The organism is Trinickia acidisoli (genome assembly GCF_017315725.1).
GTDB lineage: Bacteria > Pseudomonadota > Gammaproteobacteria > Burkholderiales > Burkholderiaceae > Trinickia > Trinickia acidisoli.
Genome location: NZ_JAFLRG010000002.1, coordinates 423,209 through 439,419, shown reverse-complemented (window position 1 = coordinate 439,419; position 16,211 = coordinate 423,209). Strand labels below are relative to the sequence as shown.

At 59.2% G+C, this 16,211-nt stretch carries 14 protein-coding genes; 7 read left to right on the top strand and 7 right to left on the bottom strand.

Annotated features, from left to right (window positions below; genetic code table 11):
* The first annotated feature begins 289 nt into the window (after nucleotides 1-289).
* Together J3485_RS20545 and lhpH are read left to right on the top strand one after the other, a co-directional pair.
* On the top strand, nucleotides 290-1,420 hold the full coding sequence (locus J3485_RS20545) for a branched-chain amino acid ABC transporter substrate-binding protein (RefSeq protein WP_206956171.1): 1,131 nt from the start codon (nucleotides 290-292) through the stop codon (nucleotides 1,418-1,420).
* Nucleotides 1,421-1,460: 40 nt separating this feature from the next.
* Nucleotides 1,461-2,468, top strand: a complete 1,008-nt coding sequence (gene lhpH, locus J3485_RS20540) for a trans-3-hydroxy-L-proline dehydratase (RefSeq protein ID WP_206956170.1) — start codon at nucleotides 1,461-1,463, stop codon at nucleotides 2,466-2,468.
* 92 nt (nucleotides 2,469-2,560) lie between these two features.
* On the opposite strand, the gene J3485_RS20535 is transcribed toward lhpH, so the two are convergent.
* On the bottom strand, nucleotides 2,561-3,307 hold the full coding sequence (locus tag J3485_RS20535; RefSeq protein WP_206956169.1) for a FadR/GntR family transcriptional regulator: 747 nt from the start codon (nucleotides 3,305-3,307) through the stop codon (nucleotides 2,561-2,563).
* Nucleotides 3,308-3,606: 299 nt separating this feature from the next.
* On the opposite strand from J3485_RS20535, the gene lhpI reads away from it, so the two are divergent.
* On the top strand, nucleotides 3,607-4,521 hold the full coding sequence (lhpI, locus tag J3485_RS20530) for a bifunctional Delta(1)-pyrroline-2-carboxylate/Delta(1)-piperideine-2-carboxylate reductase (RefSeq protein WP_206956168.1): 915 nt from the start codon (nucleotides 3,607-3,609) through the stop codon (nucleotides 4,519-4,521).
* A gap of 79 nt (nucleotides 4,522-4,600) precedes the next feature.
* Here the strand turns inward: lhpI and glgX are convergent, their stop codons facing one another.
* Nucleotides 4,601-6,790: a glycogen debranching protein GlgX gene (gene glgX / locus J3485_RS20525; RefSeq protein ID WP_206956167.1), complete on the bottom strand. Its 2,190-nt coding sequence runs from the start codon at nucleotides 6,788-6,790 to the stop codon at nucleotides 4,601-4,603.
* Between the two features lie 178 nt (nucleotides 6,791-6,968).
* Here glgX and J3485_RS20520 point away from each other — a divergent pair, with 178 nt between their 5' ends.
* Nucleotides 6,969-7,607, top strand: a complete 639-nt coding sequence (locus tag J3485_RS20520) for a LysE family translocator (RefSeq protein ID WP_206956166.1) — start codon at nucleotides 6,969-6,971, stop codon at nucleotides 7,605-7,607.
* Nucleotides 7,608-7,707: 100 nt separating this feature from the next.
* On the opposite strand, the gene J3485_RS20515 is transcribed toward J3485_RS20520, so the two are convergent.
* Nucleotides 7,708-8,391 (bottom strand): hypothetical protein, encoded by a 684-nt coding sequence (locus J3485_RS20515; RefSeq protein WP_206956165.1) that lies wholly within the window; start codon nucleotides 8,389-8,391, stop codon nucleotides 7,708-7,710.
* 27 nt (nucleotides 8,392-8,418) lie between these two features.
* Complete coding sequence (locus J3485_RS20510; protein WP_206956164.1) at nucleotides 8,419-9,681, bottom strand: AAA family ATPase; 1,263 nt, start codon at nucleotides 9,679-9,681, stop codon at nucleotides 8,419-8,421.
* Between the two features lie 317 nt (nucleotides 9,682-9,998).
* On the opposite strand from J3485_RS20510, the gene J3485_RS20505 reads away from it, so the two are divergent.
* A complete protein-coding gene (locus tag J3485_RS20505) occupies nucleotides 9,999-10,553 on the top strand; it encodes a hypothetical protein (RefSeq protein ID WP_206956163.1) in 555 nt (184 codons plus the stop codon).
* Between the two features lie 5 nt (nucleotides 10,554-10,558).
* On the opposite strand, the gene J3485_RS20500 is transcribed toward J3485_RS20505, so the two are convergent.
* Nucleotides 10,559-10,744, bottom strand: coding sequence for a hypothetical protein (locus J3485_RS20500; protein WP_206956162.1), 186 nt, complete (start codon nucleotides 10,742-10,744; stop codon nucleotides 10,559-10,561).
* Nucleotides 10,745-10,810: 66 nt separating this feature from the next.
* Here J3485_RS20500 and J3485_RS20495 point away from each other — a divergent pair, with 66 nt between their 5' ends.
* Complete coding sequence (locus tag J3485_RS20495; protein WP_206956161.1) at nucleotides 10,811-11,623, top strand: transporter substrate-binding domain-containing protein; 813 nt, start codon at nucleotides 10,811-10,813, stop codon at nucleotides 11,621-11,623.
* A 346-nt stretch (nucleotides 11,624-11,969) separates the two neighbouring features.
* Complete coding sequence (locus J3485_RS20490; RefSeq protein WP_206956160.1) at nucleotides 11,970-12,833, top strand: crotonase/enoyl-CoA hydratase family protein; 864 nt, start codon at nucleotides 11,970-11,972, stop codon at nucleotides 12,831-12,833.
* 51 nt (nucleotides 12,834-12,884) lie between these two features.
* Here J3485_RS20490 and pdeR read toward each other — a convergent pair whose 3' ends face one another.
* Both pdeR and rhaS read right to left on the bottom strand, forming a co-directional pair.
* Entirely contained in the window at nucleotides 12,885-14,885 is a 2,001-nt protein-coding gene (gene pdeR, locus J3485_RS20485; protein ID WP_206956159.1) for a cyclic di-GMP phosphodiesterase, read from the bottom strand.
* A 246-nt stretch (nucleotides 14,886-15,131) separates the two neighbouring features.
* Complete coding sequence (gene rhaS / locus J3485_RS20480; RefSeq protein WP_206956158.1) at nucleotides 15,132-16,139, bottom strand: rhamnose ABC transporter substrate-binding protein; 1,008 nt, start codon at nucleotides 16,137-16,139, stop codon at nucleotides 15,132-15,134.
* Nucleotides 16,140-16,211 lie beyond the last annotated feature (72 nt).

Genomic DNA, 16,211 nt, shown 5'->3' with positions numbered 1-16,211 from the left:
GAAACATTACTGCAAGTTACCGAAGTTCATTCTTCATATCACGGCAGCGCAGGTGTTTTCTTTAGCTGCTTCATCAGGATCGCGGCGGGCCGGCGTCGATGTCCCGCGCGGATACTCGATGCCGAGCCGGCCTATCGTTATCCCTGAGTCTAGAAACCACCTCAGGCGGCAAAACCGCCAACCTGGTCTAGTTTCGATCCACCTTACAAAGCATATTTTTTAAACTGCTTGTTCCAGGACCAAATGTGGTCTACATTGGTTCCTCCTTCAACCCAATTCCGAACAAATCATGCGCTACCTTCTTACTACCCTCGCGGTCATGTCGGCACTCGGCGCTGTTACGGCAGCACAGGCCCAGGAAGAGGTCTTGATCGGTCATTCGGCACCGCTCACGGGCCCACAGGCCGCGAACGGAAAAGACAACGAAAACGGCGCGCGTCTTGCCGTCGAAGAACTGAATAAGCAACAGATCAAAGTAGACGGTAAGGCGGTTAAGTTCCAACTGGTTTCGGAAGACGATCAGGCAGACCCGAAGGTGGGCGTGCAAGTCGCGCAAAACTTGGTCGACAAGAACGTGGTCGCGGTGGTCGGGCCGTACAACTCCGGCGTGGCGATCCCGGCGTCGCGCGTCTATAACAGCGCGGGCATCCCGATGCTTCCCGTCGCCTCGAACCCCGACCTCACGAAACAAGGCTTCAACAATATCTTCCGTATCGGCGCGAACGATTCGCAGCTAGGCGGCACGATGGCCGATTTCGCGGCGAAGACGCTCAAGGCCAAGACAGCCGCCGTCATCGACGATCGAACCGCTTACGGGCAAGGCGTGGCCGACGAGTTCATCAAGGAAGCGAAGAAGAACCACCTGCAGATCGTCGATCGCGAATATACGAACTCGCAGGCCACCGACTTTCTCGGCATTCTGACGACGATCAAAGCGAAGAACCCCGACGTGATCTTCTTCGGCGGCTATGCGGCGCAAGGTGCGCCGATGGCCAAGCAGATGCTGCAGCGCAGCCTGCGCGCGAAGCTGCTCGGCGGCGACGGCATCTGCTCGGCCGACATGGGCAAGGTAGCGGGCCCCGCGGGATCGATCGTCTATTGCTCGCAAGGCGGCGTCGCGCTCGATTCCACGCCGGCGGGCCGTGCGTTCCTGCACAAGTACCTTGCCACCTACAACACCCAACCGCAGGTCTACGGCGTGAACTACTACGACGGTGTGAAGATGCTCGCCGACGCGATGCAGAAGGCCGGCACGACGACGGACAAAGCCAAGCTCATCGCACAGTTGAAGAAGGAGCACTACAAGGGTATCGCCGGCACCTATTCGTTCGACGAGAACGGCGATCTCGAGGGTGCACCGACGACGGTCTACGTCATTCGCAACGGCTTGCCCGTACCGTACGGCCAGAACGCGAAGTAACGTTCATCATCGGCGTCACCCACGCGTACTCGAGCACTACATGAAATTGAATCGATCGATCTCGACTGTCGAGGTCCATACGGGCGGCGAGGCATTTCGCATCGTCACGAGCGGGCTGCCGCGTCTGCCGGGCGAGACGATCGTCCAGCGGCGCGCGTGGCTCAAAGCGCACGCCGACGAGATCCGCCGCGCCTTGATGTTCGAGCCGCGCGGGCATGCGGACATGTATGGCGGCTATCTGACGGAGCCCATCTCGCCCGGTGCCGATTTCGGCGTGATCTTCATCCACAACGAAGGCTATAGCGACCACTGCGGACACGGCGTGATCGCGCTGGCAACCGCTGCCGTCGAGCTCGGGTGGGTGCAGCGCGCCGAACCGGAAACGCGGGTCGGGATCGACGCACCGTGCGGCTTCATCGAGGCGTTCGTGAAGTGGGACGGCGAGCATGCGTCCGGCGTGCGCTTCGTGAACGTGCCGTCGTTCATTTGGCAGCGCGACGTCTCGGTCGATACCCCATCGTTCGGTACCGTGACCGGCGACATCGCCTACGGCGGCGCGTTTTACTTCTACACCGACGGTGCGCCGTTCGATCTGCCGATCCGCGAGGCAGCAGTCGAGCGGCTGATCCGCTTCGGCGCCGAAGTCAAAGCAGCGGCCAACGCGAAGTATCCGGTCGAGCACCCGGAGATTCCCGAGATCAACCACATTTACGGAACGATCATCGCGAATGCGCCTCGCCATCCGGGCTCGACGCAGGCCAATTGCTGCGTGTTCGCCGATCGCGAAGTCGACCGCTCGCCAACCGGCTCGGGCACGGGCGGACGCGTCGCGCAACTCTATCAGCGTGGGCTGTTGAAAGCGAACGAAACGCTTGTCAACGAATCGATCGTGGGAACGGTCTTCAAGGGACGCGTACTGCGCGAAACGAAAGTCGGGGAGATTCCGGCCGTCATCCCCGAAGTCGAAGGCAGCGCGTATATCTGCGGTTTCGGGAACTGGATCATCGACGAGCGCGACCCGCTCGCCTACGGATTTCTCGTTCGGTAAAAGCGGAATACCAAGGGGTTGGGCGCGTGATCCCGAATCCGGGCACGCGCTTTCTTTAGATGTGCGCGACGCACCGCACACCGCGCTTCCCCTTAGTTCGGCGCGATGTCTCGCTTGACGCGAAGGATGTGTTGCTCGACATAGAATGCCGCGGCATCGGCATCGCCCGTGACGATCGCCTCATAGATCAAGCGATGCTCCGCCACATAGAGCCGAATCCGCGCCGAATCATAGATGCCGTCGTCCTTGAGACGCTTCCACAACGACTGATCCATCGTATCGGCAATCTCTTCGGCCAATTTCGCGAGCAATACGTCGCCGGTCATGGCGGCCAGTTGACGATGGAAAAGCCTGTCGCTGTTGTTCCACAACGCGCGCTGCTCGGGGTCGGCGATGTCGGTCAGCGTTTCCATCTGATCCAAATAATGCTCGGCGAGCGGGTCGCGTTTGTGTTTGGCCGCGGCGCGGCGCGCGATCGCCGGCTCGAGGATCAAACGGACGTCGAGCGTGGCCGAGGGGCTGTAGTCGGCCTGCAGCACATCGCCGGCCTCATCGCTCGATTCGCCTACCGTTGCCAGAATTTCCGGGGCATCGAGTGCGACGTAGGACCCCGAGTTGCGTTTGGTCACAACCAGCCCTTCGTTCTGAAGCGCGCCGATCGCTTCGCGCACCGCCGGACGCCCTACGCCGAACAACGAGGCCAATTCCCGCTCCGACGGTAGCCGTGCTTCAGGCAAGAACCGCCCGGCACGGATCTCCGCACGGATCTTCTCCGAGACCTGCTCGTAGATCTGCAAAGGACGAAACTTGCGTGGCAATTCGGGGCGGGCGGAGGCCATGATGCAGCTCAGTCGTGTCTGGTGGTTTGTAATATACCACTTCGCGTACCGCCTCCGACCAATCGACCGGACACGAAACGCTTACGGTGCCACAACGACCCATCCGGCATTAACGTGGATTCATCACAAGCCAAATTACGACCTAAACTCGCTAGTTTGGGTTGAATCGACGCCACTACTGGTATAAAGTTGGACCAAAAAGGCTAAACCAGTGGCATCTTCCCGGTGTCTCGGTGGCCTAGCTTCGCATCGATCGCAAGACTGAAAACCTCTTCAACTTCGAACTTCGTGGAATCGCCATGAACACCTCTCATCCCAGATTGTTCGACGCCGACTCGACCGCGGCATTGCTGCCCTATCCCTTGCTCGTGCAGGCGCTGCGCGAGGCCGTCGTGGAATATGGCGCGGGGCGCATCGTCAGCCCCGAACGGCTCGCGATCCCCATGCAAGAAGGTGGGCTGATGCTGTCCATGCCGTCGAGCGCGGTGGACCTGGCCATACACAAACTCGTCACGGTCTGCCCGTCCAATAGTGCTCGACAACTCCCGACCATTCACGGCCAGGTCGTCGCGTGCGATTCGCACACAGGGGAAATGCGCTTCGTGCTGGACGGCCCCACGGTCACGGGTCGACGCACGGCGGCGGTGACGGCCCTTGGCATCGTGACGTTGCATGGCAAACGTCCCGAGCAGATGCTCGTCATCGGTACCGGCAAGCAGGCAGCGAATCATGTCGAGGCACTTGCCTGCCTGTTCCCGGAATCGACAATCCTGGTCAAAGGCACCTCCGACGCCTCCGCTCAACGCTTCGTCGAACAGCACGAGTCGATTGCCCCGAATCTCGGCGCGCTCATCGGCGACACTCCCGACGCTGTCGACGTCGTCGTCACGGTCACGACCAGCCGTACGCCCGTCTATCGCGAGGCAGCACGGAACGGCCGGCTGGTGATCGGGGTGGGTGCCTTTACACCCGACGCCGCCGAGATCGGCAAGCAAACCGTCGACAGCAGCTTCGTCGTCGTAGACGATCCGGCGGGCGCGAAATACGAAGCGGGCGACCTCATTCAGGCAAACATCGACTGGAATCGCGTGAGGTCATTGTCGCAAGCGCTCGATGGTCAGCTCGCGCCGGACGCGCCGATCTTCTTCAAGAGCGTCGGGTGCGCGGCATGGGATCTGGCCGCATGCCGCGTTGCACGAAGCACGCTCGGCTGAACCGATCGTCGTCCCGCGAGCGTGCAGGCCGGGCCCATCGGCGATCGCAGCGATCGACCTCCCTGCGCCGCGCATCCCCTCACTTCGGCTCGGTATCCTCGGTCAGCTTCTTTTCCAGGCTCATGAAAATCCGCTGCGTCTGCCCTTTCGCGTGCAGTGCGAACAACAACAGCGAACGCCCCGTGACTTGATAGATTTCGCCCGATTCGAACTCGGGCAACTCGTCGCGCACGGGCACGTTCGTATCGATGAGACAGCTCCATTGATCGCTGCCTGGAATGTCGGGCAGCTTGAAGTCGACGACGTCATGATGCGCGTTCAATACGATCAGCAACGTCGCATCGGAAGCGGGCCGCCGAATGCCGCTCGTTTGCGCGCGGCCATCGATGACGACGCCGAAACAACGCATCGCCGGATCGTTCCATTGCTCGTCCGTCAGCTCGGTGCCGACCGGGCTCATCCAGCGCACCTCGCTCAACTGCTGCCATTCGACGAATTGCCCGGTCAAGAAGCGGTTGCGGCGTAACACGGGCAACGTATGGCGCAACGTCGTGAGCTTGACGACGAAATCCGTCAGGGCTCGGCCCTCATCGTCGACCCCCGTCCAATCGACCCAACTTATTTCGTTGTCCTGACAATAGGCGTTGTTGTTGCCGCGTTGCGTACGGCCGAACTCGTCGCCGGCGACGATCATCGGCGTACCTTGCGCGAACAACAATGTCGCCAGCAGATTGCGCTTTTGGCGTTCGCGCAGCGCGCGAACCTGCGCATCGTCCGTTGGACCTTCCACTCCGCAGTTCCACGATTTGTTGTCGGTGTGACCGTCGTTGTTGTCTTCGCCGTTTGCTTCGTTGTGCTTATCGTTGTAAGACACGAGATCATGCAACGTGAAGCCATCGTGCGCCGTCACGAAATTCACGCTGGCCCACGGCCGCCTGCCGCGCCGATCGAACCTGTCGCCGGAACCGGTCATGCGGCTCGCCAGATCGGCGGCAACGCCGTCGTCGCCCTTCCAGAATGCGCGCACCGTATCGCGAAACCGATCGTTCCATTCGGCCCAGCCTGGAGGAAAGCCCCCGACCTGATAGCCACCAGGGCCGCAATCCCACGGCTCCGCGATCAGCTTGACGCTCGAGAGTACGGGGTCCTGCCGGCAGCTATGCAAAAAACCGCCCCCCTCGTCGAACCCATAAGGTTCTCGCCCGAGAATCGTCGCGAGATCGAAACGGAAGCCATCGACATTCATCTCGCCGACCCAATAACGCAGCGAATCCATCACCATCTGCAGCACGCGCGGATGCGATAGATTCAGCGTATTGCCGGTGCCCGTATCGTTGATGTAGTAGCGCGGCTGCTCAGGCAGCAGCCGGTAATACGATGCGTTGTCGATGCCGCGAAACGACAGCGTCGGACCGCGTTCGTTGCCTTCGGCCGTGTGGTTGTAGACGACGTCGAGCACGACTTCGAGCCCCGCGTCATGGTAACGGTCGATCATTTCCTTGAACTCGCCGACCGCGCCCGCGCCTTGCGCGAAAAAGCGCGGATCGGCAGCAAAAAAGCCGATCGTGCTGTACCCCCAGTAGTTCGTCAAACCTTGGTCAAGCAGATGGTTGTCGTTGACGAACGAATGAATTGGCATCAATTCGATGGCCGTCACGCCGAGATGCTTGATGTAATCCACCATCTCCTTTTGGCCGAGACCTTCGAACGTGCCGCGCAACCGCTGCGGTAGATCGGGGTGCTGCTTCGTGTAGCCGCGCACGTGCAGCTCATAGATGATCGTACGGTCCCACGACACGCGCACGCGCGTCGGGTGCGTCCAAGAAAAGCGCTGATCGACGACGACGCATTTCGGCACGAATCGCGCGCTGTCGCGCTCATCGAACGTCAGATCGTCCCCTTCCGCGCCGATCGTGTAGCCGAACACAGCCGGGTCCCATTTCAATACGCCGACGTGTGCCTTCGCATACGGATCGAGCAGCAGTTTGTTCGGATTGAAGCGATGGCCCGCTTCCGGCTCATAGGGACCATGCACGCGATAGCCGTAGACGGCCCCTGGTTTCAGGTCCGGCAGATAGATATGCCAAACCTCATCGGTAAATTCGGGCAGATCGATGCGTTGAAGTTCACGCTGGCCGCTTTCATCGAACAAGCACAGTTCGACTTTCGTAGCGTTCGCGGAAAAAAGGGCGAAGTTCACGCCCGCGCCGTCCCAGCTTGCGCCAAGCGGAAACGGCTGCCCCTCGGCGATCGACGTAATGCTCGGCATGTCACCCTCGGCGGTTTCGTGTTGGCGCGAGAACGATGCAACGTTCGTACCTGGCGAACGGGCGTTGCCGCAGCAGGCACTGCCAATGCCACTGCTTCTGCCGCTTGCCTTGGATGCACGCCATTGGGACAATTCCCGCTTGCATGCCCTATGTCGTGTTTACTTCAAGGAAGGTTAGATGACCGCATTGACTGCCGTTTTCGCCATTCTCGTCGCGTTGTGGTTGGGCGCCATGATTCCCGGGCCCAGCTTCGTGCTCGTGGCCCGCAACGCCATCGGTCTGTCTCGCGGCGACGGCTTGGCTACCGCGCTCGGGATGGGCGCGGGAGGCATCTTTTTTGGCGGCATCGCGCTCGCCGGGCTCTATACGCTCTTGCAGGCCGTTGAATGGCTCTATATCGGTCTGAAGATCGCGGGTGGGCTGTATTTGATTTTCGTTGCATCGAAGATATGGCGCGGCGCGGGCCGGCCCATCACGGTGGACGACACGATCAAAGCGCGGCCGGGCAATGCACGCAAATCGTTTTGGATCGGTCTGTCGACTCAGTTGAGCAATCCGAAGACGGCCATTTGGTACGGCAGTATCTTTGCCGCGCTGCTGCCGCAACATCCTCCGCTCTGGTGTTATTTCGTACTGCCGCCGCTCGTGTTTGCCGTCGAATGCGGCTGGTACACGATCGTTGCGCTGTGCTTTTCGACCAAGGGCCCGAGGGAGGTGTATCTGCGCGCGAAGAAATGGATCGATCGGATCGCGGCGGGGGCGATTTCGGCGCTTGGGCTCAGGTTGATTCTGACGGCGCCCAAGGTTGGGATTTGAGGGGGGATGGGGAAAGATGCGGCCACTGCTGCGCACGAGCGCATCTATTTGCTTGGCCCTTCGTTCCCGTACTGGCGCATGAATGGACCCGCGTGGCGAGTCAAGCAACTTCCGAGGCTAATGCGTCCCGGATTTCAAGGACGCGTTTTCGAAATCGCATAAACGACGCCGATTTCGCGCGCACGTCGTTAACATGATTGCGTTCGCGGATGGTCGATGCGATGCGTGGAGCGTCGCTTTCGACATAGTCCGCGGTCCGCTTGTCTTTTGCTTTCGGACGCAGGTCCTTAATGAGCCGCTCTTTAACATTGACGATGCGGCCAACCTCTTCACCCTCGCGAGCAAGCTTGCACCACCGTGGGTTCACTTGCGCCACGGCCTCCGGCCAGAGATACCACCAAGACTCGATCTCCCAAGCAGGCGTTGCCGCGCAGGGCAACGGAACACCTGCGTCTCCAAGCTCCATCTCGATCTGCTCGCTTAGCGCAACGTGTGCTGGTTCGACAGCATCGCAATCCTGATGCGCTAGCACCGCAACAACGTCGACGGTAACAGAAGAGCCTCGCACGACGTTTGCCACCGCAGCCGCGTTTTTGCGTTGTTCGGCGGCGTCTCTGCCCTTTTGCAGGATGAGCGGCGCGCGCCTAGGCTCAATGGAGGGAACCTCGGGCCATATCGCCTGGACAAGATGCTTCACCGCCTCGCGGTCATTATCGTCTTCCCCGAACACCAACACGACCCGCCGCTTCGATCGTTCCTTATGCTGCTTCTGCTTTGCTGCCACGTTGACATCCTCACGACTTATTCTTTGTCAGGACAATCCACCCCCAAGGGCACCCGAAAACCACAGTTCCCCAGGAAGCAAGTTGGATTGCTCGACCATCTCGGCCACGGCGGACGATTCGATAACAGGAATCAAAGAGGCCCCGCTCTCGCCATCTCTCTCACAGACGATCAATTCCGAAGCATCAAGTCGGTTCACGAGGGCGGGTGAATGAGTGGCGACCAGCAATTGAGTTCTCGATGCCGCACTGCGCATACGTTCAACGATAATGTCGAGCGCATGAGGGTGCAGACCGTGATCGATTTCTTCCACACAGGTCAGCATGGGTGGATTCGGGTCATGCAACATGGCCAGTAGCGCGACTGCGCGCACAGTCCCAAACGACGCTTCGGAGAACGGCGTTGTACCGCGTAAGCCGCGCTCTTCCAGTTCGATCACGGTACCTTCAGACGAGCCTAACCCCTTCTCCTTAACGAGAAGGCGTTTAATGTTGGGGGAGACGCGGACTAAGTCGCGCTCGACGGCCTCGAAAATCTCGCGATGATGCTTGTCGAGATACGCCAAGAACGCTGCTACGTTACTCGCATTGCTTGCAAGCACTACGCGAGCCTCGCCCTCTTCCCCATCATTCAAGGGCGGCATTGCATGCGGCTTGCGCGCCTCATTAACGTCGACCTCAAATACACGAAAGCTCTCGAATAACGACGCAACCTGCTCGACTTGCGTCGCACCCTCTTTTGATGAAAGTCGACGCAATGTAGAAAGCGCAGCGGACTGTTTAGACATCGCAAGTCGCTTCCCACGTTCATCGCCGCTCATAAGCTCGTCGATCTCGACGGACTCCCCGCTTACGGTAATTCGCCTACCGCGCCCACTTGTTCGCTTGAAGACGAACTCCTCTTCACGCGATGTAAAGCGAACGGCCTCCTTCGTTCCCGCAAGCGGCTTCTGGCGGAAGCGAACGGAGTCCTCCCAGAACGACAAGGAGTATTTGTCCGGAGCCTGTTCGGAAGCGTACTGAGTAACGACGGCCTCTACCGTCAACTTCACGCGCTGTTTGCCCTTCTTAAAGGGCACGCCTCGAAACCGGACGTGCTCAAACCCGCCATGCTTTGAAATCGCAGGCCCTAGGTCAAGCCGAGCAGTGTCGCCAAGAAATTCAATGACGCGTAGAAGATTGGTCTTTCCGGCACCATTCGGCCCGACCAAAACGCTCAGTTCCTGCAGTTCAACGTCAACCGATTGCAGGCTTTTGAAATTCTTAGCCGATATAGAGAGTAATCGCCGCATGCGTGATGAGAGCTTCCGTATGTTCGTTCGTGGCTGTCTGTCGTGCGATAGCAGGTCTAGCCCCGATCAGCATTCGGGCACGATTCTACACGGTCCCCACATACCATAAAAGCGCCGACACAGCAAACACGCCTCGACACCCGTAGTCCACCCGCGCTCGCGGAAGTGAAACTACGAAACCACCCTCTACAACGCTGCGTCCGGTTCGTATAGCCTGCATGCACCTCGCAGTGCAACGAACCGTTGCGGGCGGCTGGCCGCAGGCTGCTCGGATAACGAATCTTGCGCCTAATCCAAGCCTGAATGGAGGATCTGTCGTGACATTTGCAGTCAGCCTATATGGTCCCGTGATGCCCGCGGTTTTACCGATGCAGGAGTCGAACCGACCAGCACCGCCGGCACAACCCCGTTTAGCCGCACCAACAACCACCGCGTCGCAAACCGCTCCAGCAACCGCGCCTGAATCCAATCCGTCGAGTCCAATGTCGACGATGGGGATGGGAAGCACCAAGGCAGGTCAAAAAAGACTGGAAGAGGTTCGAAAAGCCGCGAAGGAGTCGGGCATCCCGTTGAGTAAAGCGCAACAGCGGGCGCTCGCGAAAGAGCTGGGAAAAAAGCAGCGAGGAGAAGGCGACGAGCCCGAAACCGGAGAGGCATCGGACAGCGCGTCAAACGGATTTGCTTCGCTAGCGCATACGGCTGGCCACGTCTTGCATGCGGTTGAAGACGCAGCAAGCACGAGCGGGCATTTCATCGCGGGACATGCCGAAGAGATCGGCGTACCAGCCGGCGTTGCCGTCGTGTTGGGCGGCGTTGCCGCCGGAGCGGTGGAGCTAGCGGGCGGGCTCGGAGCCCTCGCGGCGTTGTTTTGACACGCTCATTTAGGACTCCTTTGCATGGCGGCCGCGGCGCGGCCACGATCATCGAAACCGATGTATGCGAGGATGTATTTTCCTTCGCCCGTTCGCGCCATACCCAACATAATCGATTGCTTACCGTCGGCTTTCGGCTGCCATGCCGCACCGTATTTCTTCTTGAGCGATCTATCAAAAGTAGCCAGCATGCCGATTAGGGTATCTATCTTATCGGCGATAATAGGCGGTCATTCCTTAAACCCAAGGAGGAGACAATGATATTCAAGAACGTCATCGGCTCGCTTTTACGTGGGGCAATCGTTGCATCGGCATTCAGTTTTATCGGCACCACTGCTCAAGCGCAAGACCTGCTCCAAACCGTGAAATCGAACGGCGTGCTGCGCGTTGGTTTGGAAGGCACCTACCCGCCCTTCGACTACCGCAATTCCGCCGGCAACCTGGAAGGCTTCGATGTGGACGTTGCAAAAGCCGTCGCAGCCAGGCTCGGCGTCAAGGCTCAATTCATCGCCACCGAATGGAGCGGCATCATCGCGGGATTGCAAGCTGGAAAATTCGACGTGATCGTCAACCAGGTCACCATTACGCCACAGCGCCAACAGATACTCGATTTCAGCCAGCCCTATACGTTTTCAGCGGCGCAGTTGATACAGCGTGCCAACGACAAACGTGAATTCAAATCACTCGCGGAATTCACCGGCGATAAAAAGATCGGCGTCACCCTCGGCACGAACTACGATCAAATGGCTCGCGCCGTTTCAGGCATCAACGTGCAAACTTATCCGGGCGCCCCTGAAAAACTGCGCGACCTCGCGACAGGTCGAATCGACGCCACGCTCGACGACCGGCTGATGCTGCCGTATATCATCAAGACGTCGAATCTCCCGCTTCGGTCCGGCGCGATCCTGAAGGGAGGAGAGCAGGAAATGGGCATCCCGTTTCGCAAGGGCAATCCGCAATTCGAAAAAGCAATCAACGATGCGCTGAGCGCGATGAAACAAGACGGCACGTTGAAAAAGATCTCCATGCACTGGTTCGGCACCGACGTGACTCAACCCATCGCACAGTAATCGCAACTTCCGCCCTCATCCACGACGTCGATTGACGTCGGCCGTCTCGCCCTTCGCGAGATAGCGTCGCGGCAGCCCCCAGCCGGGCAAGCCGCGCCGCCCCTCCCCCCGCCCCCCCCCTTCTAACGACCCGACATCCACGCGGGTTCGTGCTCGCGCTGTCAATTCAACTCGTTCTTTAAATGAAAGCAATTCGGCATGCGGCAAATCGCCCATGCCCGATAGCTTCCTACGTAATTCTACTAACTGCGTTCGGCCGGCGCATTCCCTCCCGCAAAATTGGCGAAGCTCAAAGGCGCACCCGCGCCTTTGAGATCCGTTCTCTCCACCACGCAAAGGGAAAACCATGCAATTCGACCTCGGCTCCACATGCCGGCCTTTCCACGAAGCAGGCGAATTCACTCAACTCTCGGCCTACTATGAGGAGGACCGGCACGTCATGTGGATGATGTTGCGCTCGGAACCGCGGCCTTGCTTCAACCAGCAGTTGGTGTCGGACATCATTCGTTTGGCACGCGCGGCTCGCGAGTCCGGGCTCAGATTCGACTTCTGGGTCACGGGCTCCCTCGTTCCCGAGATTTTCAATATCGGAGGCGATCTCAGCTTCTTCGTCGATGCGATCCGCAAAGGCGAACGCGATCGGCTGATGGCCTATGCCCGCTCGTGCATCGATGGCGTTTGGGAAATCTACAATGGCTTCGGCACAGGTGCGATCAGCATTGCGATGGTGGAAGGCAGCGCGCTAGGAGGAGGCTTCGAAGCCGCCTTGGCTCACCATTACGTACTCGCGCAACGAGGCGCGAAGCTCGGTTTTCCGGAGATCGCATTCAATTTATTTCCGGGCATGGGCGGCTATTCGCTCGTTACCCGCAAATCGAACATGCGTGTCGCGGAAACGCTGATCAGCACAGGGGAATCGCGTTTCGCCGAATGGCACGCGGAACGTGGGCTCGTCGATGAGCTGTTCGAGCCTGGCGATGCGCTGCTGGCAACGCGCACGTTCATCGACGTCATACGGCCGATGCTCAACGGTACGCGTGCGATGCTGCGAGCCCGTCAACGGGTGTTGCCGCTTTCACGCCCCGAACTCATGGAGATTACGGAAGACTGGGTGCAATCCGCCTTCATGCTCGGAGAAAAGGACATTGCGTTCATGGAACGGCTCGTCGTGCTGCAAAATAGGCGCGTATCCAAACTGAAGGCGGTGTGACGAGCGACGGCCTCGGGAACGCCGTCGCCCATCAGTCAAACGCCAAGAAGCTCAGGCAATAAGCCTGAGCTTCTTTTTATCGGCAAGCCACGTTTCGAGCATCTCCGCGGGCATCGGCCTCGCGTAGAAAAAGCCCTGCGCGTAATCGACGCCGGCGTCCTTGAGAAACTTGACTTCGCGCTCGGTCTCGACCCCTTCGGCCACGACCGCGATGCCGAAGGCTCGCGCGAGACCGACGACCGAGTTCACGAGCGACTGCGACTGAAAATTCTGATCGATACCGGTGATGAAGCTCCGGTCCAGTTTGATCACGTCGATCGGCAGTCTCGTCAATTGCGACAATGACGAATAACCGGTGCCGAAATCGTCGAGCAGAATGCGCGCGCCCAACTGCTTGAATTGCTTCATCAGGTCGATTGCCGCCTTCTCGTCCTCGATGAAGCAGCTTTCCGTCAATTCGATGTCGATCCAGGTCTGCGCCGCACCGCTCTGCTCGACGAAGGTGCGAAGCTGCTTGACGATTTCCGCGTCGCGCAACTGTCTTGCGGACACATTGATGGACACTCTGAAGTCCAACCCGTTTTCATGCCAGCGCGCGGCCTGAGTGGCTGCTTCGTTCATCAACCATCGACCGATGGGGATGATGAGGCCCGATTCCTCCGTGAAGCGAATGAATTCCGACGGCGCAACGAGCCCGTGACTCGTCGATTGCCAGCGAATCAACGCTTCGACGCTATGGAGATGCCCGCGGCGAAGATCGATCAAAGGCTGGTAATGAAGGATGAACTGCTTGTCCTCGATCGCTTTTCTCAGCTCGGTGTCGAGCCAAATATACTTGGCGACCTTTTGGTTCATCTCAGGCGAGAAGAAACGATAGGTATGCTTGCCCGCTTCCTTCGCCGCGTACATCGCCGTGTCCGCGTGCGAGATCAATGCCTCCAGCGTTTCGCCGTGCTGCGGATAAAGGGCGATGCCGATCGAGCAACTGGTGTAAACATCCATGAAGTCCAGATGAACGGGCAGGCGCAGGCAGTCGATGATCGTTTGCGCCAGCGTCTCGAGCAGCGCTTGAGAACATGAATCGACGAGAATCAGGAATTCGTCGCCGCCAAGGCGGGCAAGCGTGGCGCCGTCAGGCAGACAGGCACTGACGAGCTCCGCCACACGCTTGATCAGCCGATCGCCATTGACGTGTCCGTAGTGATCGTTGACGCGCTTGAAGTTGTCGAGATCGAGAAACACGATTCCGAGCGGACGCGACGCGGCGCGCGCATCATCGAGCGTCGACTGAATCTTCGCGTTGATCGCATAGCGATTCATCAGACCAGTCAGAACGTCTTTCGAGGCCAACTCTTTCAGGCGATGCTGGGCGTCTCGCTCAACGGTGATGTCCGTGCCGGAACAGATGATGAATTCCTCGTCGACCCCGCTACCGCTATGAACGAACTTATTGCGAAACTGAAATACCCGCGGGCCTTTGATCGTGTTGATGACGCGCTCGACCTCGAACGACTGCCGGCTCTCGAAAAACTGCTGAATGTTCGTGCGCGACTGCTGGCCTTGTTCCGGGCTCATGAAGAGTTCGAACGCGCTACGGCCGATGACATCGACTTCGCGCATGCCCGTGACTTCCTCGCACATCCGATTGAAGCGCTGCACGATGCCCTTGCGGTCGAGAATCACGACGAGCGAATTGACTTCCGACACGACTTGCTCGGCCGAAGCGAGGCTGCTCGACAGTGCGCCCGCGACGGAGAGCGTATCCGAATAGTCGGATGCGGTCCCTGCCCATTCGTTCGTATCGATTTTTTTGCCGACGAGGTGAAGTGTCACCGAATTGCCATAGAGCGAGACGTCGAGCAACAGGTGCGAGGTGACACCCGTCAACGCGCGAATCGCTTGCGCCTGTTCGGCAGTCAGCGCGACGCTGACATTGGTTTGGCTGCGAATTGCCGCCAATTCCAACGCATTGCTGTCGCAGCCAAGGCGCCAGCAGGGGCTTTTCGTTCCAAAAAGGACGTCGAGCACCGCGCAGTCATTGTCGTCGAACATAGCTTGCCCCGTTGAAACCCACGCAAATGGCACGTTAGCGAGTAGCAAGTTCCGAACCGCACGAAGTGACGAAAATACGCAATTTCACCCCGCGACGCGCTCGCTACACCGCTACGGCGGTTTTTCGAAGCAATATTCTACTGTCGGCACGCAAATGTCAAAACGCCGTAAACCGAAAACCCGCGCAATGCGACGCGCCCCGGCCGTATGCGGGCCGGGGCGCGTGACATTGCGCGGGTCAGTCGATCAGAAGTTGAATTGGTCGATGTTGCTCGCATCGAACGTCGTGGGCGGTCCGAGAATCACCTCGCCGTCCTTGCCGATCGTCCGCTTGCCGAGCTTGCCCGCCGTAAAGGTCTCGCCCGGCTTGCCGTCGATCGCGCCCGACGCGAGATTCGCGGCGGCATAGGCGGCCAAATATCCCAATTGACCCGGATCCCACAGTTGGAACGCCTTGACCGTGCCGTTCTTGACGAATTCGCGCATCTGGTTCGGCGTGCCGAGGCCCGTTACCGCAACCTTGCCTTTGCTCGGCGACGACGAAATATAGCGAGCGGCGGCGGCAAGGCCAACCGATGTGGGCGCAACGATCGCCTTCAGATTCGGGTAAGCCTGGAGCAAGCCTTGGGTTTCGACGAACGACTGCTGATCGTCGTCGTTGCCGTACGCGATCTTGACGAGTTTCATCTTCGCGTATTGCGGCTTCTTCAGTTCCTCCTTCATCCATTGGATCCAGGTGTTCTGATTGGTTGCGTTGGGCGTGGCCGAGAGGATCGCAAACTCACCCTCATTACCCATCAACTTGGCCACCAACTGAATCTGGCCGCGGCCGATGCCCTCCGCGTTCGCCTGATTGACGAAAATCTGGCGGCCGGCCGGGGCCGAATCCGAATCGAAGGTGACGACCTTGATACCGGATGCCATCGCACGCTTCAAATAAGGCACGACGGCATTCGGATCGTTTGCGGCGATCACGATCGCGTTTACGCGCTGCGTCGTCAACGTATTGATGTATTGAACCTGCGACGACGCGCCCGCATCCGACGGGCCGACGACCTTGCCGTCTCCCTTGAACTCCTTGATCGCGGCCATGCCGCCGTTATCGGCCGTCACTTCGTAGGGATTGTTGATCTGCTTGGGCACGAAGGCGATCTTCAGACCGTCCTTGATGCTGGCCGCACCCGCCACGGAAGCGAATCCGAGCAGAACGCCGACGAGAGTCGCCGCCGCCGCGGTACGCAAGGGTTGTTGCATCATATGTCTCCTCATAGCTCCTTCCACTTTGAATGACCGGACCGATCGTCCGGTCTCTTCGATATCGCTTTT

Excerpts from the sequence above, each read along its gene's own strand:
- J3485_RS20545 (WP_206956171.1), top strand. The coding sequence starts at position 290 with ATGCGCTACCTTCTTACTACCCTCGCGGTCATGTCGGCACTCGGCGCT.
- J3485_RS20495 (WP_206956161.1), top strand. The coding sequence starts at position 10,811 with ATGATATTCAAGAACGTCATCGGCTCGCTTTTACGTGGGGCAATCGTT.
- lhpI (WP_206956168.1), top strand. The coding sequence starts at position 3,607 with ATGAACACCTCTCATCCCAGATTGTTCGACGCCGACTCGACCGCGGCA.
- J3485_RS20535 (WP_206956169.1), bottom strand. The coding sequence starts at position 3,307 with ATGGCCTCCGCCCGCCCCGAATTGCCACGCAAGTTTCGTCCTTTGCAG.
- J3485_RS20490 (WP_206956160.1), top strand. The coding sequence starts at position 11,970 with ATGCAATTCGACCTCGGCTCCACATGCCGGCCTTTCCACGAAGCAGGC.
- glgX (WP_206956167.1), bottom strand. The coding sequence starts at position 6,790 with ATGCCGAGCATTACGTCGATCGCCGAGGGGCAGCCGTTTCCGCTTGGC.
- J3485_RS20500 (WP_206956162.1), bottom strand. The coding sequence starts at position 10,744 with ATGCTGGCTACTTTTGATAGATCGCTCAAGAAGAAATACGGTGCGGCA.
- lhpH (WP_206956170.1), top strand. The coding sequence starts at position 1,461 with ATGAAATTGAATCGATCGATCTCGACTGTCGAGGTCCATACGGGCGGC.
- pdeR (WP_206956159.1), bottom strand. The coding sequence starts at position 14,885 with ATGTTCGACGACAATGACTGCGCGGTGCTCGACGTCCTTTTTGGAACG.
- J3485_RS20520 (WP_206956166.1), top strand. The coding sequence starts at position 6,969 with ATGACCGCATTGACTGCCGTTTTCGCCATTCTCGTCGCGTTGTGGTTG.
- rhaS (WP_206956158.1), bottom strand. The coding sequence starts at position 16,139 with ATGCAACAACCCTTGCGTACCGCGGCGGCGGCGACTCTCGTCGGCGTT.
- J3485_RS20510 (WP_206956164.1), bottom strand. The coding sequence starts at position 9,681 with ATGCGGCGATTACTCTCTATATCGGCTAAGAATTTCAAAAGCCTGCAA.